At 60.1% G+C, this 19,732-nt stretch carries 18 protein-coding genes; 11 read left to right on the plus strand and 7 right to left on the minus strand.

The window, feature by feature from the left end; translation table 11 throughout:
* Window positions 1-33 precede the first annotated feature (33 nt).
* The 3 genes from SynNOUM97013_RS13520 (at window position 34) to SynNOUM97013_RS13530 (ending at window position 1,374) form a co-directional block, all read left to right on the plus strand.
* On the plus strand, window positions 34-498 hold the full coding sequence (locus SynNOUM97013_RS13520; RefSeq protein ID WP_186480240.1) for a Tic20 family protein: 465 nt from the start codon (window positions 34-36) through the stop codon (window positions 496-498).
* A gap of 80 nt (window positions 499-578) precedes the next feature.
* The gene (rpsF, locus tag SynNOUM97013_RS13525; protein WP_186480241.1) at window positions 579-947 is read left to right on the plus strand and encodes a 30S ribosomal protein S6; all 369 of its coding nucleotides are present in this window, start codon (window positions 579-581) and stop codon (window positions 945-947) included.
* Between the two features lie 43 nt (window positions 948-990).
* Window positions 991-1,374: a hypothetical protein gene (locus tag SynNOUM97013_RS13530; RefSeq protein ID WP_186480242.1), complete on the plus strand. Its 384-nt coding sequence runs from the start codon at window positions 991-993 to the stop codon at window positions 1,372-1,374.
* A gap of 35 nt (window positions 1,375-1,409) precedes the next feature.
* Here the strand turns inward: SynNOUM97013_RS13530 and SynNOUM97013_RS13535 are convergent, their stop codons facing one another.
* Both SynNOUM97013_RS13535 and SynNOUM97013_RS13540 read right to left on the minus strand, forming a co-directional pair.
* The gene (locus tag SynNOUM97013_RS13535; RefSeq protein ID WP_186480243.1) at window positions 1,410-2,615 is read right to left on the minus strand and encodes an argininosuccinate synthase; all 1,206 of its coding nucleotides are present in this window, start codon (window positions 2,613-2,615) and stop codon (window positions 1,410-1,412) included.
* A 27-nt stretch (window positions 2,616-2,642) separates the two neighbouring features.
* Window positions 2,643-2,840, minus strand: coding sequence for a hypothetical protein (locus SynNOUM97013_RS13540; RefSeq protein ID WP_255442837.1), 198 nt, complete (start codon window positions 2,838-2,840; stop codon window positions 2,643-2,645).
* 70 nt (window positions 2,841-2,910) lie between these two features.
* Between SynNOUM97013_RS13540 and SynNOUM97013_RS13545 the strand changes: the two genes are divergently transcribed.
* The 4 genes from SynNOUM97013_RS13545 to SynNOUM97013_RS13560 are packed head-to-tail and all read left to right on the plus strand — an operon-like array spanning window position 2,911 to window position 5,713.
* Window positions 2,911-3,159 carry a DUF3134 domain-containing protein gene (locus SynNOUM97013_RS13545; RefSeq protein WP_255442838.1) on the plus strand — a complete coding sequence of 83 codons (249 nt, stop codon included), beginning with the start codon at window positions 2,911-2,913 and terminating at the stop codon, window positions 3,157-3,159.
* A 30-nt stretch (window positions 3,160-3,189) separates the two neighbouring features.
* Window positions 3,190-4,287 carry a phospho-N-acetylmuramoyl-pentapeptide-transferase gene (gene mraY, locus SynNOUM97013_RS13550; RefSeq protein ID WP_186480244.1) on the plus strand — a complete coding sequence of 366 codons (1,098 nt, stop codon included), beginning with the start codon at window positions 3,190-3,192 and terminating at the stop codon, window positions 4,285-4,287.
* A gap of 11 nt (window positions 4,288-4,298) precedes the next feature.
* On the plus strand, window positions 4,299-4,547 hold the full coding sequence (locus SynNOUM97013_RS13555; protein WP_186480245.1) for a hypothetical protein: 249 nt from the start codon (window positions 4,299-4,301) through the stop codon (window positions 4,545-4,547).
* An 11-nt stretch (window positions 4,548-4,558) separates the two neighbouring features.
* A complete protein-coding gene (locus SynNOUM97013_RS13560; RefSeq protein ID WP_186480246.1) occupies window positions 4,559-5,713 on the plus strand; it encodes a calcium:proton antiporter in 1,155 nt (384 codons plus the stop codon).
* A gap of 1 nt (window position 5,714) precedes the next feature.
* Here the strand turns inward: SynNOUM97013_RS13560 and SynNOUM97013_RS13565 are convergent, their stop codons facing one another.
* Window positions 5,715-5,894: a cytochrome B6 gene (locus SynNOUM97013_RS13565; RefSeq protein WP_186480247.1), complete on the minus strand. Its 180-nt coding sequence runs from the start codon at window positions 5,892-5,894 to the stop codon at window positions 5,715-5,717.
* Window positions 5,895-5,938: 44 nt separating this feature from the next.
* On the opposite strand from SynNOUM97013_RS13565, the gene purT reads away from it, so the two are divergent.
* Window positions 5,939-7,108, plus strand: a complete 1,170-nt coding sequence (gene purT, locus SynNOUM97013_RS13570) for a formate-dependent phosphoribosylglycinamide formyltransferase (protein ID WP_186480248.1) — start codon at window positions 5,939-5,941, stop codon at window positions 7,106-7,108.
* Here purT and SynNOUM97013_RS13575 read toward each other — a convergent pair.
* From SynNOUM97013_RS13575 to recN, 4 genes are all read right to left on the minus strand, one after another.
* Window positions 7,093-9,261 (minus strand): HAD family hydrolase, encoded by a 2,169-nt coding sequence (locus SynNOUM97013_RS13575; protein ID WP_186480249.1) that lies wholly within the window; start codon window positions 9,259-9,261, stop codon window positions 7,093-7,095. The genes purT and SynNOUM97013_RS13575 overlap by 16 nt on opposite strands.
* A 234-nt stretch (window positions 9,262-9,495) precedes the next feature.
* Entirely contained in the window at window positions 9,496-10,998 is a 1,503-nt protein-coding gene (locus SynNOUM97013_RS13580; RefSeq protein ID WP_186480250.1) for an alpha/beta fold hydrolase, read from the minus strand.
* Window positions 10,995-13,973, minus strand: a complete 2,979-nt coding sequence (uvrA, locus tag SynNOUM97013_RS13585; protein WP_186480251.1) for an excinuclease ABC subunit UvrA — start codon at window positions 13,971-13,973, stop codon at window positions 10,995-10,997. Before uvrA ends, SynNOUM97013_RS13580 begins: the two co-directional genes overlap by 4 nt.
* 47 nt (window positions 13,974-14,020) lie before the next feature.
* Window positions 14,021-15,709 carry a DNA repair protein RecN gene (gene recN / locus SynNOUM97013_RS13590; protein ID WP_186480252.1) on the minus strand — a complete coding sequence of 563 codons (1,689 nt, stop codon included), beginning with the start codon at window positions 15,707-15,709 and terminating at the stop codon, window positions 14,021-14,023.
* Window positions 15,710-15,786: 77 nt separating this feature from the next.
* Here recN and SynNOUM97013_RS13595 point away from each other — a divergent pair, with 77 nt between their 5' ends.
* The 3 genes from SynNOUM97013_RS13595 to thrC all read left to right on the plus strand — a co-directional run bounded on the left by SynNOUM97013_RS13595 (window position 15,787) and on the right by thrC (window position 19,434).
* Window positions 15,787-17,652 carry an AarF/ABC1/UbiB kinase family protein gene (locus tag SynNOUM97013_RS13595; RefSeq protein WP_186481661.1) on the plus strand — a complete coding sequence of 622 codons (1,866 nt, stop codon included), beginning with the start codon at window positions 15,787-15,789 and terminating at the stop codon, window positions 17,650-17,652.
* 23 nt (window positions 17,653-17,675) lie between these two features.
* Window positions 17,676-18,260, plus strand: a complete 585-nt coding sequence (locus SynNOUM97013_RS13600; RefSeq protein WP_186480253.1) for an alpha/beta hydrolase — start codon at window positions 17,676-17,678, stop codon at window positions 18,258-18,260.
* Between the two features lie 115 nt (window positions 18,261-18,375).
* Window positions 18,376-19,434: a threonine synthase gene (gene thrC, locus SynNOUM97013_RS13605; protein ID WP_186481662.1), complete on the plus strand. Its 1,059-nt coding sequence runs from the start codon at window positions 18,376-18,378 to the stop codon at window positions 19,432-19,434.
* The last annotated feature ends 298 nt before the right edge of the window (window positions 19,435-19,732 follow it).

The following is a 19,732-nucleotide window of genomic DNA, read 5'->3' on the forward strand; positions in this document are numbered from 1 at the left end:
AAGCCCTACGCTCGAGCCAAGCGCGACCCTGCAATGGCCATACCCGTCTGGCAACGGTTTCTGGGGCTGCTGGTGTATCTGCTGCCTTGGAGTGATGCGATCCCATTCGGCAGCCATCTGATGCAGCAATTCCCATGGTTGCAATGGCTGACCCTGCCGGCCCTGCCCCTGGTTCTGTTGGAACGGGGAATCCCGTTCGGCAACCTGCTGGTGTTCTTTCTGTTGTTCCTGGCGGTGGTGCGCAATCCGAACGTGCCCTACTTCCTGCGCTTCAACACGCTCCAAGCTCTGCTGGTGGACATCATCGTGGTGATCCTGGGCTACGCATTCGCGATTTTGATCCAGCCACTGGGTGGTGGACTGATGCTTCGAACCCTGTCCAGCACAGTAGTAGTGGGTGTTTTGGCGGTGCTGATCTTCGCCTGGATCGAATGCATCCGTGGCCGGGAGCCCGATCTACCCGGCTTGAGTCAGGCCGTACGGATGCAGCTCTACTGAGGCTGTCAACCCCAAGGAGATAGGCTGTTGAATCCGTCGCTCACCTGGGTGAGCCTTCAGTCCCTGTCGGATCTGTCTTCATGACCCAACAGCCTTATTACGAGACCATGTACATCCTCCGTCCGGACATCCCGGAGGAAGAGGTCGAGTCTCATCTCACCAAGTACCGCGACATCCTTGTGGAGGCCGGTGCAGACGTGCTGGACAACCAGATGCGCGGCAAGCGTCGTTTGGCTTACCCCATCGCCAAGCACAAGGAAGGCATCTACGTGCAGCTAAGCCACAACGGTGACGGCCAGCAGGTCGCCGTTCTGGAAAAGGCCATGCGTCTCAGTGAAGACGTGATCCGTTATCTCACCGTCAAGCAAGACGGCCCTCTGCCGGCTCCCCGCGTTGTTCCCGGCAGTGAAGCTGCTGCTCAGCCTGAAACGGCTGAAGCGTCTGCCTGATCCAGGCATTGTTGAACCGCTGACCGGGCGATACCGTCCGGTCATGCAGTCTCAGACTTCAGGCCATCAGGCACCGGAGCCCCGCTGGAACGCTCCGGATGCTGCTTCATCTCCTGATCGTGAAGCCGATCCAGAGGTTGATGCGCTGCGCGCGCGCATCGATGAACTCGAAACCATCGTGAATGACTACGAGGTTTTGCTTGAAGCCTTACCGGACCTGTTCGAACGCAAATTTCAACAGCGCCTCGAACCGCTGCTGGAGCGATACCGATTGCTGGCCCGGGCGCAGCAACTGCTGGGCGAAGCCGACCTTCCCCTGATCGAGCAACCTGAACGCCAGGCAAGCGACAACCGTCTGCCCATGCTTGAACGCTGGAGACAGACACGCAGCCGTGGTCAGGGACGTTCCACAAGAAACGCCGCCTGAACTGGCCAAGAACGGCGACCCGGGCGCGTGAGCCTTCAGCGACGCCGGGCTGCCGACCAAAGGCGAATGGGCAGTCCCCAGACATAGATGAAGCCTTCGGCAGCACGATGATCAAACTGATCGTCACTGCCGTAGGAAGCCATCTCAGGCACATAGAGGCTGCTGTCGCTTGAGGCGCGGCCGGTGACGATCGCGTTGCCCTTGTGCAATCGCAACCGCACCACTCCGTTGACGTGGGCCTGGGTGCGGTCCATGAAACCGTCCAGCGCTTCTTTCAGAGGACCAAACCAGAGGCCCTGATACACGAGATCAGCCCACTGCATCTCCAGTTGGCGCTTGGTGCGCAGCACATCTGCCGCCAGCGTGAGGCTCTCCAGCTCCTGATGAGCCTGAATCAGCATCAACAGGCCAGGTGTTTCGTAAATCTCCCGGCTCTTGATGCCGACCACGCGGTTCTCGATCATGTCGAGACGGCCGATTCCATGCATACCGGCCAAGCGGTTGGCCTCTCGGATCAGCTCGACCGGTGCCAAGCGCACACCGTCAATGCTGACGGGGTTACCACCCTCAAAACCAATCTCGATCTCCTGGGCCTGCGAAGGCGCCGCATCCACGGAAACGCTCATGGCGAAAACCTCCTCAGGAGGCGCCACCATCGGGTCTTCCAGCGGTCCGGCCTCAACACTGCGGCCCAGCAGGTTCAAGTCGATCGAATAGGGCGACTTCTTGCTCACCGGGGCGGGGATGCCACAGCGTTCGCCATAGGCAATCGTCTCCTCACGGCTCATGCCCCATTCACGGGCCGGCGTGAGCACCTTCAGATCCGGGGCGAGCGATGCGATCGCCACGTCAAAACGCACCTGATCGTTGCCCTTGCCGGTGCAGCCATGGGCGACGGCATCAGCGCCCACTTCACGGGCCACCTCCACCAGCCGGCGTGCAATCAGAGGACGTGCCAGCGCCGTCGACAGGGGATAGCGGCCCTCATACAACGCATTGGCACGAATCGCAGGAAACGCGAACTCTTCAATGAAAGGCTGGATCAGATCGCCCACCATCGACTGGCTGGCACCGGCTTCCAGGGCCTTGAGGCGAATCGGCTCGAGCTCATCGCCCTGGCCGAGGTCCGCCGCGAAGGTGATCACCTCCTCAACACCCCATTCCTGCTTGAGGTAGGGAATGCAGACACTGGTGTCCACACCTCCGGAATACGCGAGCACAACCTTCTTGGCGCGTCCCATCAAGCGGACTCCTGATCTGTATCGGAACTACTCCGATTCTCCACTCCCGCGGGACGCGAGCAGCAACCAACAGCCCATCAGCGCAGCAGGCGTGAACAACAGCAGCAAAACAGGCCCTGTCGTGACCTCGAGGGGCAGGGGATGCCGATCACCCCACAGGCGCACCAATGCACTGATCACAAGGGCGAAACCCCACACGGAAGCGAGAAGTGCCGCTTTGTTCACAGGGGATGAAAACTCTGTCTCGTATATTGGTGGATTGGCTCCAGAGATCTTGTCCTCAGCCCTTACGGACTTGAGCGCCCTCGACGGCGTCAATCCAGCCCTGACCCGTTACGGACGCAAGGATCCGGCTCCGGTTCTGCCCCTGCGCGAGGAGCCTGATCTGCTGAGCTGGCTCGAAACCAGCGGCCGTCTTGTGGAAGATGAAGAATCGAACTCACCCGAAGTGAGCACGGTTGAAGAGGAAGAGCTCTCCGCGCTGATGGGCGAGAAAGAGGACTACAAGGCTGACGAAGAGAACGAGGAAAACTGGGAAGACTGATCTAAGGTCCCTGCGATTTGCCGCTGGGACTTGAGCGATTCTGCGGAGCGATTCATCCGTCCTGATGGCCGCCTCTCCGCTGCTGCACTGATTGCAGCAGTTGGAACGGCGGCTTTTGTTTGTGACGCCAGGGTTCCCAACAGCCTGTTGAGCCTGCCCTTGCTGGTGGCGATGCTGATCTCCTCGATCATCACCTGGTGGGGCGTCCCCCGGTTACGGACGCTGAAGATGGGCCAGGTGATCCGGACGGAAGGTCCTCAAGGCCACCAAAGCAAATCGGGCACACCCACCATGGGCGGACTGCTGGTGGTCCCCGTTGGTGTGATCACGGGGTGTCTGATCAGCAGCGAGGGCCGCAGCGCTGAACAGTTACTGGCCATTGGCCTGGTCACACTGGCCTACATGGTGATTGGCGGTGTGGATGACTGGAGCAGCCTCACCAAGAACACCAACACAGGCCTGACTCCCAAAGGAAAACTGCTGCTTCAGGCAGCAGCGGCAATGCTGTTCCTTGGTTGGTCAGCACAGCAGGGATGGATCCAGGGCACGGTGGACCTTCACAACGGCATCGCGATCCCTTTTGGCTGGCTGATCTGGCCACTGGGTCTTTTCGTGTTTCTGGCAGAAAGCAACGCCACGAACCTCACCGACGGGCTGGATGGTCTGGCCAGCGGCTGTGGCGCCCTGGTTTTCACCGGTCTGGGGGTGCAACTGATGCTGCGCGGCAATCAAGGTGATCCCGCCATTGCCGGGTTCTGCCTGGCCATGGCGGGATGCTGGCTGGGCTTTCTCATCCACAACCGCAACCCCGCCAGGGTGTTCATGGGCGACACCGGCTCTCTGGCGATGGGGGCATCGCTCACGGCGGTAGCCCTGTTGACGAACAGCCTCTGGGCACTGCTCGTGATGGGAGGCGTATTCCTGGCGGAATCCCTCTCAGTGATCATCCAGGTGTGGGTGTTCAAAGCCACCAAAGGCGCCGATGGAGTGGGACGACGCGTGTTCCGAATGGCTCCTCTCCATCACCACTTCGAACTGGGTGGAACATCCGAGCAGGTCGTGGTGCCGATGTTCTGGCTCATCACAGCCGGACTGGTCATGCTGGGCTTGGCGCTACGCCCCATCTGATCCGAACTCCCATGAGCTACTTCACCTGGAAGGAAGCCGGTCTGACCGCCGACTGCACCAGCCTGGAGGCGATGGCCGCTCGCTTTGAAGAAGCAGCCAGCTTGATGCGTCGGATGGCCGATCGGGGTTTCGTGCTGCAGCAGAACAACGGAGATCAGCGCATTACCCATGACGACGCCGAGGAGTTCCAGTCATGGGGATTTGTGAATGAAGAACCTGCGGAACGCCAGCTGACCCTGATCCAAAACCTGGATCCCTGAGGGGCGCAGCGATGAATCGCACGCTGCGCAACTGCTTCAACCTGCTGAAAGGCAACTACGTCAGCGGCTGGTCCTTGCTGTTGCTGCCAGCATTGCTGAGCTTGGCCATCGTTCCGTCCAGCACCTCGACGACCACGGCACTGCTGCTGCGCTTCCTCGGGCTTGGTGTCGCGCTGATTCCCCTGGCCAGAGTGATTTCACAGCTGGTGGATCACCTCAGTGATCACCTCGGTGATCGCTACAGCGGTGTCGTGAGCGTGGGACTGGGCAATCTTGTGGAGCTGGTGGTGAGCATCACCGCCCTCACCAGTGGCCTCTATGAGTTGGTGGTGATCTCCGTCGCGGGCGCCGTGATCACCAACTGTCTGCTGATGCTGGGCATCAGCACCGTGCTAGCAGGACAACGGGAACAGCATGTGACCATCCAGGCCAGCAGCACAGATCTTCAAGCCCGCCAGCTGATGCTCAGTCTGCTGTTGCTGGCGATCCCCACGATCATCGGCCTTGGAACAGGGACTACACCCCTGGAGGGCAACAACCAGCAGGACAGCTTCGCGCTCTATTCGCTGGCTGTGGCCGTGATGATCCTTCTCTACTACGTGCTGTCCTTCGTGCTGCAGCTGGGAACCCACCGTTCCTTCTTCAGCGGCAATTCAGTGAAGCAAGCCGATCCGAACACGAACGGACCATCCACTGAAACGAAAAACACGCACAGCATCACAACCATTCTGATCGCCATGGCCGTGGTGAGCCTTGCAGTGATGGCGATTTCAGAGCCCCTCGTGCAGACCCTGGAAACACTGGTGTCACACACCCACCTCAGCGAACTGTTCATTGGTCTGATCCTGCTGCCACTGTTCGGATCCACCGCCGAAGGTGTGATCGCCATCGGTGCTGCCTCACGCGGGCGCATGGACCTGGCGATCACCAGCACGCTGGAATCGAGCGGGCAATTGATGTTGTTCGTGCTGCCGGTGCTGGTGCTGATCGGCTGGCCACTGGGACGTTTTTTGCACCTGAGCGTTCCGCTCAGCGCACTGGGCTGCACGGGGATCGCCGTGCTGGCCGTGCACTGGATCACCGAGAACAACCAACTGGACTGGTACGAGGGCGTACAGCTGATCACGCTGTATGGCGTGATCCTGCTTGGCTGTCTGTTGCTCTAACTCAACCCTTCGTGCGCAACGCTCCGACGATCCAAACCAGCACGAACGCCAGCGAAGAGACACCCAGATAGATCAACACCCACTTCTGAACCGTGGCGATCTCCCAGCCAAACAACAGACCATCGGCCGCATCCCCCGCCGTTGTGAAGGCAAAGGTGATGAGGCTCTGGAGAGCGGCCATCAGGCGAAACGCGAAGATCAGACCATGCTGCCGCGAAACAAGCGATGACGACCTTTCCCGCCACGGTGATGCTGCTGGGCAGTGGAGAACTCGGCAAAGAAGTGGCGATCGCAGCCCAGCGCCTGGGCTGCAGGGTGATCGCCTGTGATCGCTACGACAACGCCCCAGCGATGCAGGTGGCGGACGTGGCGGAAGTGCTGCCGATGACGGAACCGGAGGCTCTCCTGGAAGTGGTTCGCCGCCACCGTCCAACGGTGGTGATTCCTGAAATCGAAGCCCTGGCCGTGAATGCACTGGCAGAACTGGAGGACGACGGCATCACCGTGATCCCGACAGCCCGGGCCACCGCCGTCACAATGAACCGGGACCGCATTCGCGATCTTGCCGCCGGAGAACTCGGGCTGCGCACGGCGCGATTCGCCTACGCCGCGAGCGCGGAAGAGCTCCATCAAGCGGCGGAACCGCTGGGCTGGCCGGTGGTGGTCAAGCCGGTCATGAGCTCATCCGGAAAAGGACAGAGCGTGGTGGAACGGGCAGAGGATCTTGATCAAGCCTGGGAAGCCGCCATGGCCAATGCCCGGGGCACATCGGCCCAGGTGATCGTTGAGGAGTTTCTGCGTTTTGACTTGGAAATCACTCTGCTGACCATCCGACAGCGGGAGGGCTCCACCCTGTTCTGCCCGCCCATCGGTCATGAGCAGGTCAACGGGGACTACCAGTGCAGCTGGCAGCCCGCTGCACTGAGTGCACGGCAATTGGAACAAGCCCAAGCCATGGCACGCACCGTCACGGACAACCTCGGTGGGGCCGGACTGTTCGGTGTCGAATTCTTCCTGTGCGGTGATGAGGTGATTTTTTCGGAGCTCTCACCCCGTCCCCATGACACCGGGCTGGTCACCCTGATCAGCCAGAACCTCAGTGAATTCGAGTTGCATCTGAGGGCCGTTCTGGGTCTGCCAATCCCCGCAATCCACTGCACAGAGGCGGCGGCGAGCCGCGTGATCCTGGCTGACTGCCATGGCAGTCGCGTCAGCTTTGAGGGCTTGGAGGAGGCCTTGAGCCAACCCGACACCAATGTCCTGCTGTTCGGCAAAGCCCAGCCCCGTCCAGGACGGCGCATGGGCGTTGCCCTGGCCCGCGGCAAAGACCGAACGGAGGCTCAGGCCAAAGCAGACCGCAGTGCTGCAGCGGTCACGCTTCAGATCGAGGACTGATCAAGGCGTGAGCGGGCGCTGAGGAATCGGTAGTGCTGGAGTCCTTCCAGCACGCCGGGTAAGCGCGAGCGATTGGCGAAGTAGACCCGCTGCTGTTGTCGGCAACCGTCCAGGCACGGGTCATGGTCAGCTGGCACCACTGCCGCCGGGAGACCCTGCACCAATTCCACATCCCCTTGCTGACTGGCTACCACCAGGAACTGCTCGAGCGGCAACTTCCAGCGCAGTGACAGGAAACGGATCGCCTCGCTGCGGGATGCACGCAGCGGCAGCACATCCAGGAACCAATGACAGCGCAGGTGGGGGCGAGCGGACTGACCGTGCTGGCGCAGACGCTGGCGAATCAGGGGAAGCACGGAAGGGCCGGGCTGACGCAGGAGATAACTGACCTTGAATTGCCCCTGATTCTCAGGTTTCTGAAGCTCCATGTGATCGGCCAGATCAGCGAGGATCTGCTCGACCGTCACACGCGACCAATCAACGCCGATCTGGGCTTCCCAGAAACGATCAGCCACCTGATCCTGGCCGTAATGAATCTGCGTTCCCGCCTGGGTGATCCAGACCTGAGGATCCGGCAGGTGCAGCTCAGCGAAGCGTTGGCGGGCTGCGGCCAAGCAACGACCGGTGATGATTCCCAGCCCAGTGCGGGCCGCCTGAGCAGCGGGCGCGTTCAGCTGTTGCCGCAGGGTTTGCAGGTCCTCAGCCGCCGGTTGTTCCAGGCTGCTGTCGAGATCCAGCAGAAGCAATCGTGATCCCAGAGGACTGTGCGAAGAATCCTGCTGAATCAGCTGAGACGTTGCCGTCACGACGTTGGAACGCTTGAGCCGCTCCTGCATGAGGGCCATGTAGCTGCAGACATGGGCATCCCAGCTGTAGTGGCGACTGACCGCCTCAACACCGTTGTCACTCCAGCGTCGCCAGCGATTGCGATCAGCTCCCGCTCGCTCGAGGCCGTCCTGAACTGATTCCAGGTCAGTCACATCCACCAGCAGACCGTTGTCACAGCGGCGCAGAATCTCGCGTGGACCACCGTCATCCGTGGCCACCATCGGCAAACCGGAGGCGGCCGCCTCCAGGAGCGTGAGCCCAAACGGTTCGGTCAGCGCAGGATTCACAAACAAACCCTGGCGAGCCGCGGCCCAGCGATAGATCGCTGGCACCTGATCACGGCGGTGCTGCTTGGGGTACGCCACCGATCCATAGAGGTCATAGCGATCAACCAGTTCGAAGATCTGGTGGAACACCTCCCGTTGCTGCCGATCCATTTGACGGGAGTCCTCTCGTGTGCCGAGCACCAGCACCAGGTTGTGCCGCTCACGCAACAAAGCGGAGCGACCGAAGGCCTCGACCAAGGCAGGAATGTTCTTGCGACGATCGGCCCTGCAGATCGCCAGCAGGGGAGGTCGATCGGGATCGCGTAGAAAAGAGCTCAACAACTCGGAGACCTCTGCAGACTCATCGGCACTGCCCAGAGGGTGGAAGCGTCTTGCATCCACACCGGGAGGAACCACCTGGGCACGCTCCGACTTGAAGCGTCCATAGCGGGAATACTGTTCGTCGCGCTCCTGTCGCGTGCTGGTGATCACGAGATCGGCATGGGCCAGCGCCAGTTCCTCGGCATCAATGCGCCTGCTGATCGAATACGACTGTTCGATCTGCTCGTGATCGCCACCGGCCGCCAGCAATCGGCGCAGTTTCTCGCGACCGAGGGAATGCCCCGTAAACACAAGGGGAATCCCAAGCCGACGACTCACCAGTGCACCCACATAGCCAGCATCGGCGTAATGGGCGTGGATCCAATCAGGGCGATTCTCCGAAACCTGAAGATGACGAACCAACTGATCAGCCAATTCGTCGAGATAGGGCCAGAGCTGTTCTTTGCGTAAATAACGGCGCGGCCCAAAGCTGAAGCGACGGATCGACGCACCAGGTGCGATGGATTCCTGCGGTTGCGCGTAATCCAGAGACATCCGACGGTCCTGGATTAACCGCGTCACCACCTCAACGTGATCCACCTCAGCGCGATTGGCGAGGCTGCGCGCAAGCTCGAGAACGTAGAGGGTCTGACCACCGGTGTCCGCGTCTCGGCCAAGTTCCAGATCATGGGATCGAAACAGGCCATGGAGATGCAGATGCAGCAGCTTCAGTCCCAAAATTCCTCCAACACGCGCAGGAACAGGTCCTGGCGTCCTGTTCAAGGATTAGGGGATGCGGCGATTGGAAACGTAAAAACAATCTGAGAAGTTTTTTTAGGCGTTGTTAGACAAGCCCAAACATTCGGTAATGACTGAACTCTCGCAACTCAGAACCTGAAAAAATCAGCGGATCCAATATTGAGATTCAGATACAAAATGCTTGATTGACCCCACCAATTGTTGTAACGAATCTCATAAATTTGGGGTGACATCGACAAGCGGCACCCGTTCATTTCCCCAGCCACCGGTGCTGAAACGGAATGAATCAGACAACCCAAATTGTTCGTTGATCCAGGCCAGGATCAATGGGGCAAGAACGGGCGCCTCCTCGGCATCACTCGGAGCCCAGAGATTGAAGTGATCGCCACCGGAGGCCAACACGATGCGATGACCGTTGGCCATTGGCTGACCGTTGCGCAAGGGGACAACCGCCTCCGGGTCCGAAGGCACCACCCAGTCACGGGTGCCACTGACCAGCAGCACCTTGGCGTGCATCGCAGGACCACTCGACGCATCAAAGAGCAATCGCAGAGGCGGGCTCACCACAACAGCGGTCCGAACCCTGGGATCGGCCAGAGATCCCTGGTCAGCTCCATCCAGCCAGCTGCACTGCAACAACCAGCTGAGGTTGCGATCGGGATCGTTGGGATCCTGGCAACGGACAGCGAGCTGTCTGCTGGTGGTTTGCAATCCACTCAACTGAAGGGCGGCTGTGGCACCCCACGAGTGGCCAACAACCGCAACGGCATCGGTGTCAACGCTGAACTCCGACAAGAGCTGACCGGCATCCACGGCATCGATCAGCGCGCTGACATCCATCGGACGCAGTCGCAGCTCCTCCGACGACGGTGGAGGCTGTTCACCCTGAAGAAGCGCTCGCTGCTGCTCCGCATCACTGCCGGGATGACGGGGTAACAACACGGCAAAGCCATGGGCCGCCAACAAATGCGCCCAGCCTTCAAAACTGGCCGGCTCATCCCAGAGGCCGTGGGAAATCACCACCAGACGACCATTGGAGGATCGCTTGGGGGTGATCACCGTCACCTCCAGAGGCCGGCCGCGATGGGCGACGGCAACGGATCGCTGATCGCGATTCCAACCGGAATCAAAGCCGGCCATCACCTCGGCAGAGACCGGTGTGGCTGACGTGGCTTGCTGCACTAATGCCCGGGCATCATCCTGATTGCGGCGCAGGCGATTGGCGTAGAAAGCCAGCACCTCCAGGTTGAGCGTGATCTCGTCACCTGGCACATGACGCAGCAAGCCCAGAAGATGAGGCTCATCGTCGCGGTAGGCCGCGGCCAGAGCATCCGCAAGCATGCGACCACTCGTGTCGGCGGGAATGCCGGTGACCTGCACCAGTTCAGACGCAGCGATCAAGGCCTGCTCGAACAGGGGATGACCAAGCGACTGGTTGACGATGTCGCTTGTTTTCTGAGGAAGAGGCGCAGTGAGCAAAGCCTCGATCAGTCGCTGGACAGCACCACTGCCCGCACGATCCAGTTCCCGCAGATCCGGATTGGAATCAATCAACTCTTGGGCCGTGCGTGACTTGGTGAGGTCGAGACTGAACCGTTCCTCAAACAGCGGCAACGTGAACGTGAGCCGATCAGCCGCAACGACTGGTTGAGCCAGCACCAACGCCCCCAGAGCAGCCGTCAGTGCAGGGATCCGAAAGTGCTGAACAAACCTCATGCCGCGAGAGGGAGAGTCTCCGGTGGATGCTGCTCCAACACTTTGGCGAGATAACGCCCGGTATGACTGGTTGGATGTTGAGCAACCTCTTCCGGCGTTCCACAGGCCACGATCTGACCGCCGCGATCACCTCCCTCCGGACCCAGGTCAATCAACCAATCCGAGCAGCGAATCACATCGAGATTGTGCTCAATGCAGATAATCGAATTGCCTTTGTCCACCAACCTCTGCATCACATCCATCAACTTGTGCACGTCGTAGAAACTGAGGCCGGTGGTGGGCTCGTCGATGAGATAGAGCGTTTTGCCTGTCGCTCGCCGCGACAACTCCGTGGCCAACTTCACCCGCTGGGCTTCGCCTCCGGACAAGGTGGGTGCCGGCTGACCGAGCTTCACGTATCCAAGACCCACATCCACGAGCGTGCGCAAGCGATCAGCCGCCTGGGGAATTGCCGAGAACACATCCGCAGCTTGTTCCACAGTCATTTGCAGAACGTCAGCGATCGTGTAGCCCTTGTAGGTGACCTGAAGGGTCTCGCGGTTGAACCGTGCTCCCTTACAAACATCACACTGCACGTAGACATCCGGCAGAAAATTCATCTCGATCACGTTCACGCCCTGGCCCTTGCAGGCCTCACAGCGACCGCCCTTGACGTTGAAGCTGAACTGACCCACCTGGTAACCACGGGCCTTGGCTTCCACGGTGGCGGCAAAGACCTGACGAATCGGATCGAACGCACCGGTATAGGTCGCAGGGTTGGAACGAGGCGTCCTGCCAATCGGTGATTGGTCGATCACGATCACCTTGTCGATCGACTTCAGTCCGCGCAGCTCGCCAAGACCGCTGGGGAACGGAACCTTGTGGCCAAGACCATGCTCTAGGGCAGGGTGAAGCAGCTCATTCACCAGGGTGCTCTTGCCGCTGCCACTCACACCGGTGACAGACACCAACCGACCCAGTGGGAACTCCACACTCACATTCTTGAGATTGTTGCGAGAGCAGTCGTTCAGCTTGAGGCTGCGCGTGCCTGCCAAACGGCGTTCAGGAGGGGTGGGAATGCTGCGTTCACCACTGAGGTAGGCCCCTGTGAGGGACTCCTCCGCATTGAGCAGATCCTGCAACGATCCCTCGGCCACGATGTGGCCGCCGTGCACACCGGCACCCGGACCGATGTCCACCACGTGATCAGCGGCTCGAATCGTGTCTTCATCGTGTTCCACCACCACGAGGGTGTTCCCCAGATCACGCAGCCGCTCGAGGGTGGCCAGCAAGCGATCGTTATCGCGCTGATGCAGGCCGATGCTCGGTTCGTCGAGTACGTAGAGAACTCCGGTCAGACCGGCGCCGATCTGGGTGGCCAGGCGGATGCGTTGAGCTTCGCCGCCTGACAGGGTCATGGCCGGCCGATCAAGGCTCAGGTAATCCAGTCCGACGTCGAGGAGAAAGCGCAGGCGCATCCGGATTTCACGCAGCACCAGATCACCGATCTGCATCTGGCGATCGGTGAGAAGCGGTTGCTCGCCCTCAAACGCGCCGACACCCATCAACTGCTCAATCCGTTCCAGGGTCTGCCCCACGCTCACGGCGGTCAGATCGGTGATTCGATAGGGCCCGATGCGAACAGCCAGAGCTTCTGGACGCAGACGCTTTCCAGCACAGCTGGAACAGGGCACCAGTTCCAGATACTTCTCCAGCTTCTGACGCTGGGACTCACCACTGGCGTCACGGAGCTGTCGCTCAAGGATCGGCAGGATGCCCTCAAAGGGGCGGTGATACCCCGTCTGCCCCTTGCGATAACGGCTGTCTGCCTGGATGAGAATGGGATCTCGGCTGCCGTTGAGCAGCACGTCCTGCTGCTCTTCCGTCAGCTCCTGCCAAGGAGTCTTGATCTCGAAACCGAACGCCTCACCGACGGAGTAAAGCAAGGAGAAGTAATAGGAGTTGTCTTTCTCCGCCCAGGGCGCCACAGCGGCGTACACCGGCAGAGAAGGATCAGGAATCACCCGCTCACGGGTGAATTTGCGCAAATGGCCGATGCCGTGACAAGCCTCACAGGCCCCGTAGGGACTGTTGAAAGAGAACAACCGAGGTGACAACTCCTCGATCACTGACCCGTGTTCCGGACAGGCGAAGTTCTCGGAATAGAGACGTTCCCGTTCGAGCCCCTCTGGGAGTTGCTCGTCTTTCTTGGGGACCACCTCAACGATGGCCAGACCATCTCCGCGCTTGAGCGAGGTGCGCAGCGAATCGGTGAGTCGCTCCTGAATACCCTCGCGTGCGACAAGACGATCCACCACCACTTCGATGTTGTGGCTGTGGTTCTTGTCGAGCTCGATGTTGTCGGAGAGTTCGCGCACCTCTCCGTTGATGCGAACCCTGGCGAAACCTTCAGCGGCGAGTCCACTTATCAACTTGGTGTGGGTGCCTTTCTTGCCCCGCACCACCGGTGCCAAAAGCTGATAGCGGGTGCCCTCAGGGAGTGTGAGGATCTGATCGACCATCTCATCAATGGTCTGAGGGCGAATCGGCCGATCACACTTCGGGCAGTGAGGTTCACCAGCGCGACCGAACAGCAGGCGAAGGTAGTCCTGAATCTCTGTGACGGTGCCGACCGTGGAGCGGGGATTGTGACTGGTGGATTTCTGATCGATCGAGATGGCCGGTGAAAGCCCTTCGATGGCATCCACATCCGGCTTGTCCACCTGTCCCAAGAACTGACGGGCGTAGGCGGACAGACTTTCGACGTATCGACGCTGACCCTCGGCAAAGATCGTGTCGAAGGCGAGTGAGCTCTTGCCACTGCCGCTCACGCCGGTGAACACCACCAGCTTGTTGCGGGGGATGGTGACGTCGACGTTCTTGAGATTGTGCTGGCGAGCACCCCGCACGCGGATCACGTCCTCTTCGGACCCAGCGCTCAGGCTGACCGGCTTCGCCGGCGATGAGGCCTTCGAATTGGGAGCGGTGCGCCCCATACGGCTGGATCTCGGGAACTGAGGATTCTACGGAGATCGGATGATGCTTAGGCAGCCTTCTGCTCGAGAAGGCTCGCTGCATAGGCCTGAGCCTCCTGAAGATCGCCGCCAGCCAGTTCCGCCAGCTCCTGTTGACGGGCTTGAGTGTCCCGCAGGTGGGACACCTGCGAGCGGGTCACGCCATCACTGACGGCTTTGCTGACGCGGAAATGATGGTCCGCGGCCGCCGCCACCAGCGGCTGATGGGTCACGCAGAACACCTGACGGTGACGCGACAACGTGCGCAGGAGATCCGCCATGGCACCACTGACGCGTCCACTCACGCCGGTGTCGATCTCATCAAAAAGAAGTGTGCTGGATCCATCCACATCGGCCAGACAAGTCTTCAGCGCCAGCAGAAAACGGGACATCTCACCGCCTGAAGCGACATCAGCGAGCGGTGCCAGGGGCTGCCCTGGATTGGCAGAAAACAGAAACTGCACGGCATCAGCACCACTCTCGCCCGGTTCAGCGGGGTCCACAGCCACTTCAAAACGCACATTGGCCAAACCCATCGGCCGGAGATGCCCCATGAGCTGCTCCTGCAACTGCTCGGCCACGGCCAGACGCCGGATGCGAAGAGCAGCATTGCCTTGATCCCGAACGGCACAAGCAGCAAGCTCCTGGTCACGCAATCGCTCCAGCAGTGCATCAGCGCCGCCGGACTGCTGCCGCTCACGCAGCTCATCGCGTCGCTGAATCAAGGTCTCCAGATCCTGTCCGTGACGTCGTTCAAGACGCTTGAGCTGAGCCAACCTGTCCTGAAGGACGGCCAGACGTTCGGGATCACTCTCCAAGGATGCGCCGTACCCCTCAAGGCCACGAATCAGATCCTGCACACCGGCTTCCAGATCAAGACATCGCTCATTCAGGGATTGGACCGAAGCATCCAGTGCCTGCATCTGCTGGAGTTCATGGGTGCAGGCCACCAAATGATCGAGCGCAGACGGTGCCTGCTCCGCCCCGTCCTGCAGACGCCCGATCAGAAGAGCGAGACCCTCCTGAAGACGCACCCCGTGCACCAAGCGATCCTGCTCAGCTTCCAGCTGCGGGATCTCCCCAGGATCATCGAGGTCCGCACTCTCCAGTTCCACCAGCAGGGCATCCAACTCCTCACGCTGCTGCTCAAGCTGCTGACAATCCGTCTCCGCCTGCTCCAACGCAGATTTACAACGCAACCAGTCCTGCCAGTGGCGGCGGACCTCCGACAGCTCCTGCTCCAGGGGAGCTCCACCGAGATGATCCAGCCAGCGTTTCTGCTGACCGGGACGGGCCAATTGCTGGGTCTGACCTTGCACGGTGAGATCAATCAGCAGAGGACGGAGAGCCAGCAGCTGCTGACGATTGACCATCACACCGTTCAACCTCGATCGACTGGTGAGCCGATCCTCCTGACGTCGCCATTCACGACTGACCACCAGCTCCTCGTCTCCATCAACCAGCTCCTGGTCCTCCAACCAGCGCAGTGCCGCCTTGCCAGGACGAAACGTTGCTTCAATCGCCGCACGCTCACAGCCGGAACGCAGCAATCGTGCCGCCGCACTGGCCTGAACACCTCCCAGTGCGGCATCCAACGCGTCAAGAAGAATCGACTTGCCCGCTCCGGTTTCACCCGTCAGCACAGAAAAGCCACGGTCAAACGCCAGCTCCAGGCTGTCGATCAGGGCGATGTTTTCAAGTCGCAGACCGGTGAGCACGGCAGAACCCGGTGGTGATGCCGACCGTAGCGGCGGCTCAGCTCGTTTAGAAGGGGGTGGATAAGGCACCAAGGCCTGTGGCCCAACAAGAACTCGGAGATTTCATCGAAGCCGCCGGTCTGCTCACGTATGACCCGGCAGAAATCACCCGCATTTATGCAGGACACCCCCAGCGACTGATACGGCGTCTGTGGCAGACGCTGGTGCCGATCGGTCTGCTGCTGATCGGCATCGGCTTCGACTGGATCTTCCAGTTGCTGAAGGATCAGCAGCGAGCCAGAAGCCGTGCGCGCGAATGCGCCGAGTTGCTGGTGGATCTGGGTCCTGCCTTCATCAAGGCAGGACAAGCCCTGTCCACACGACCCGACATCGTTCCTCCCGTTCTGCTGGAAGAACTGGCGCAACTGCAAGACCAGCTGCCCGGATTCGACAGTGATCTGGCCATGGCCTGCATCGAGGAGGACCTCGGTGGTCCAGTCGACAGCATCTATGCCGAACTGGATCGTGAGCCGATCTCGGCCGCCTCACTCGGACAGGTCCACAAAGGGGTTTTGAAGGATGGCCAGCGGGTGGCCGTGAAAGTTCAACGCCCGGGACTGCGTGAACAGATCACCCTGGATCTGTACATCGTGCGCAACATCGCCGCCTGGCTGAACAGCAACATCGGTCTGATCCGCAGTGATCTGGTTGCCCTGATCGATGAACTGGGTCAACGGGTGTTCGAGGAGATGGATTACCTCAACGAAGCGGACAACGCGGAGAAATTCTGTGAGCTCCACCGGCACAATCCCCGCATCGCCGTTCCTCGGATCTACCGAGAAGCCACGAGCCGGCGGGTGCTGACGATGGAATGGATCGACGGCGTCAAACTCACCAACCTCGAAGCGGTGCGCGAACTCGGGATCAATCCCGACGACATGGTGGAAGTGGGTGTGAACTGCAGCCTGCAGCAACTTCTGGAACACGGCTTTTTCCACGCTGACCCCCATCCCGGCAATCTCCTGGCCCTCTCCGACGGCCGCCTCTGCTATCTGGATTTCGGGATGATGAGTGAGGTGACGCGGGAATCGCGCACCGGCTTGATTCAGGCCGTGGTTCACCTGGTGAACCGCAACTTCGGCAAGCTCTCCAAGGATTTCGTCAGTCTTGGCTTCCTCGCTGAAGACGTGAACCTCGAACCGATTGTTCCGGCCTTTGAGACCGTCTTCAGTCAGGCGCTGGAAGCCGGTGTCAGCCGCATGGACTTCAAGGCGGTGACCGACGACCTCTCAGGGGTCATGTACAAATTCCCGTTCCGGGTTCCTCCGTACTACGCCCTGATCATCCGATCGCTAGTGACACTGGAAGGCATCGCACTGAGTGTCGATCCCGACTTCAAGATTCTTGGAGCGGCCTATCCCTATTTCGCACGTCGCCTCATGGAGGATCCAGATCCTCAGTTGAGGCAGAGCCTGAAAGAAATGCTGTTCGACGGCGACATCTTCCGCTGGACACGCCTGGAAAATCTGATGGCCAGCGCGGCCAGTCAGGACCAACTAGATCTGGAGGTTCTGCTCGATCAGGTGCTCGATTTCCTGGTGTCAGCCAACGGCGGCATGTTGCGACACCAAATGGTGGAAGCTGCAGCTGACCGGCTCGATTCCCTGGGATGGATGACCCTGCAACGCCTAGGCCGACGCCTCCCACGCCTCCTGCAACCGCCATTGCTGATGCAAGCAGGTTCGGAGTTCGATCAGAACGCTTACCTCGACCTAGAACCGATACGGCAACTGGTGGATGTGCTGCAACAGCTCCCTGGCTTCACCCCTGATCTGCTGTTCAGCCGCTTGCCAAGACTGATGCGAGAGCCCGATGCACGACGCATGGGAGTTGAACTAGCCCAGGGATTGGCCGAACGTGGAGTTGTCCGACTGGTTAGAGCGGCAGCAGGAGTCTCCCCCTAGATTCCGTGCGCTTCGGTCTGGCCATGTCTGCACGATCACGCCTCCGGCGGCAAGCCCTCGCAACAGGTTCAGCACTCGCCATCAGCGTTCTGAGCTGCTTCCAACCTGCCCATGCTGCCAAAGATGTAGCCCTCGTCAGTGGTGCATTCATCCGTTCCATCAGCGTGGCCGATCTGGCTTACCTGGCTGAAACCGGGGAAGCTCGAGGTCTACTTGCCGATCTTCTGAAACTGAGCCGACAGGATCCTGCAGAGGTAGCCAAACTTCTGAATCAGAACATCGATCTGCCGCTGGTATTGACCAGCCGACTGATGTCAACCCGGATCGGCGACGTGATCCTCACGCGCGTCGCCAAGATCATCTATCCGCTGAAAGTGCCTGCCCCGTCCGTCAGCGTGCCCGCCATCCGTGCCGGAGTGATCAACGGCATGCAGATCGGAGAGGGAGGCCTGACCGCCATCAAATTCCTCGAGGCCTACCCCGCCGAGGTCATGGAGATCAACATTCCAGCGCTGATGGCTGTGATCGAAAAAGCCGAATCCATTGCCGGATTGGTGCAGTTCTTCTCCGACTCACCGCTGGACGGTCTGAAGGATGGCGGCAACTAAAAGGAAGCTGCTGAAACAGGCAGCAGGGCCTGCAACATAGATTCCTCAGGAAGATTGCCCGCCGCAGGTGTCACTGCTCAACAGCCTCCGCCGCCGTTTCTCCCCGGCTCCTGTCATGCAGGACTGGCCGGGGCTAATTGAGGCCTACCGATCCTGGTTGCCGGTCAGTGACTCCACACCGGTGGTGACCTTGCGCGAGGGCGCAACACCGTTGATCCCGGTCCCCTCTATCGCCGAACGGATCGGCAAGGGCGTGAAGGTCTACGTGAAATACGACGGCCTGAATCCCACGGGATCCTTCAAGGATCGGGGCATGACGATGGCCATCAGCAAGGCCAAGGAGGCTGGCTGCGAAGCCGTGATCTGTGCCAGTACGGGCAACACCTCCGCCGCTGCGGCCGCCTACGCCCGCCGTGCCGGCATGCGGGCCTTCGTGCTGATTCCAGATGGCTATGTCGCCCAGGGCAAGCTGGCCCAGGCTCTGGTCTACGGCGCTGAAGTGCTGGCGATTCGCGGAAACTTCGACCGTGCACTGGACATCGTGCGTGAAGTTTCGGACCAGTACCCGGTCACCCTGGTGAATTCGGTGAATCCCTACCGGTTGCAGGGACAGAAAACAGCAGCCTTTGAGTTAATCGATGCCCTGGGTGACGCCCCTGATTGGTTGTGCATCCCGATGGGCAACGCCGGAAACATCACGGCCTACTGGATGGGTTTCCAGGAGTATCACCAGGCGGGTCGAAGCCGCACCCTGCCACGAATGATGGGTTTTCAGGCCAGTGGGTCAGCTCCCCTGGTGAATGAAACCACGGTTGCGGATCCTGAAACCATCGCCACGGCCATTCGCATCGGCAATCCCGTCAATCGCGAGAAAGCGATCGCCGCGCGTACCGCCAGCAATGGGGCGTTCCTGGACGTGACGGATGCCGAAATCATCGAGGCCTACAAATTGCTCGGCGGACAGGAAGGCGTGTTCTGTGAACCAGCCAGCGCCGCTTCCGTGGCTGGTCTTCTCAAACGCAAAGATGAAGTTCCAGCCGGAGCGACAGTGGTGTGCGTGCTCACCGGCAATGGACTGAAAGATCCTGACTGCGCGATCAACAACAACGATGCCTCCTTCCACACGGATCTAAATCCAGACCTGAGCACCGTGGCCACGGTGATGGGGTTCTGATCAGCGTGCACATCCAAAGAAGCTGATCCGACTGAGCCCCCTTGAAAAGGGGGCTTTTTTGTGCCGAATCACACCAAACACCAGACGAACGAGCGAAGTCAGCTCACAAACTGCCTGCGGAAGACGGCGCAAAACCCTTTCCCAAGCCCGTGGAAAACCGCGGTGAATTGACCCTCTCAAAACCAAATGACATTTCCCCAGCCTGTTGATTCTGTGAAAAGCCGAGTTTTCTCCGCATCTCGAATTTGAGATTCCTCAGGGCTGTGCAAGACGAACAAAAGCTCCTGCAATGGGTTTT

The sequence above is a fragment of the Synechococcus sp. NOUM97013 genome (assembly GCF_014279815.1).
Lineage (GTDB): Bacteria > Cyanobacteriota > Cyanobacteriia > PCC-6307 > Cyanobiaceae > Synechococcus_C.

Bases quoted from the DNA above. Each gene is read 5' to 3' on its own strand.
- SynNOUM97013_RS13520 (WP_186480240.1), top strand. From the start codon at position 34: ATGGCCATACCCGTCTGGCAACGGTTTCTGGGGCTGCTGGTGTATCTG.
- rpsF (WP_186480241.1), top strand. From the start codon at position 579: ATGACCCAACAGCCTTATTACGAGACCATGTACATCCTCCGTCCGGAC.
- SynNOUM97013_RS13530 (WP_186480242.1), top strand. From the start codon at position 991: ATGCAGTCTCAGACTTCAGGCCATCAGGCACCGGAGCCCCGCTGGAAC.
- SynNOUM97013_RS13535 (WP_186480243.1), bottom strand. From the start codon at position 2,615: ATGGGACGCGCCAAGAAGGTTGTGCTCGCGTATTCCGGAGGTGTGGAC.
- SynNOUM97013_RS13555 (WP_186480245.1), top strand. From the start codon at position 4,299: ATGAGCTACTTCACCTGGAAGGAAGCCGGTCTGACCGCCGACTGCACC.
- SynNOUM97013_RS13560 (WP_186480246.1), top strand. From the start codon at position 4,559: ATGAATCGCACGCTGCGCAACTGCTTCAACCTGCTGAAAGGCAACTAC.
- SynNOUM97013_RS13565 (WP_186480247.1), bottom strand. From the start codon at position 5,894: ATGGCCGCTCTCCAGAGCCTCATCACCTTTGCCTTCACAACGGCGGGG.
- purT (WP_186480248.1), top strand. From the start codon at position 5,939: ATGACGACCTTTCCCGCCACGGTGATGCTGCTGGGCAGTGGAGAACTC.
- SynNOUM97013_RS13580 (WP_186480250.1), bottom strand. From the start codon at position 10,998: ATGAGGTTTGTTCAGCACTTTCGGATCCCTGCACTGACGGCTGCTCTG.
- uvrA (WP_186480251.1), bottom strand. From the start codon at position 13,973: ATGGGGCGCACCGCTCCCAATTCGAAGGCCTCATCGCCGGCGAAGCCG.
- SynNOUM97013_RS13600 (WP_186480253.1), top strand. From the start codon at position 17,676: ATGTCTGCACGATCACGCCTCCGGCGGCAAGCCCTCGCAACAGGTTCA.
- thrC (WP_186481662.1), top strand. From the start codon at position 18,376: ATGCAGGACTGGCCGGGGCTAATTGAGGCCTACCGATCCTGGTTGCCG.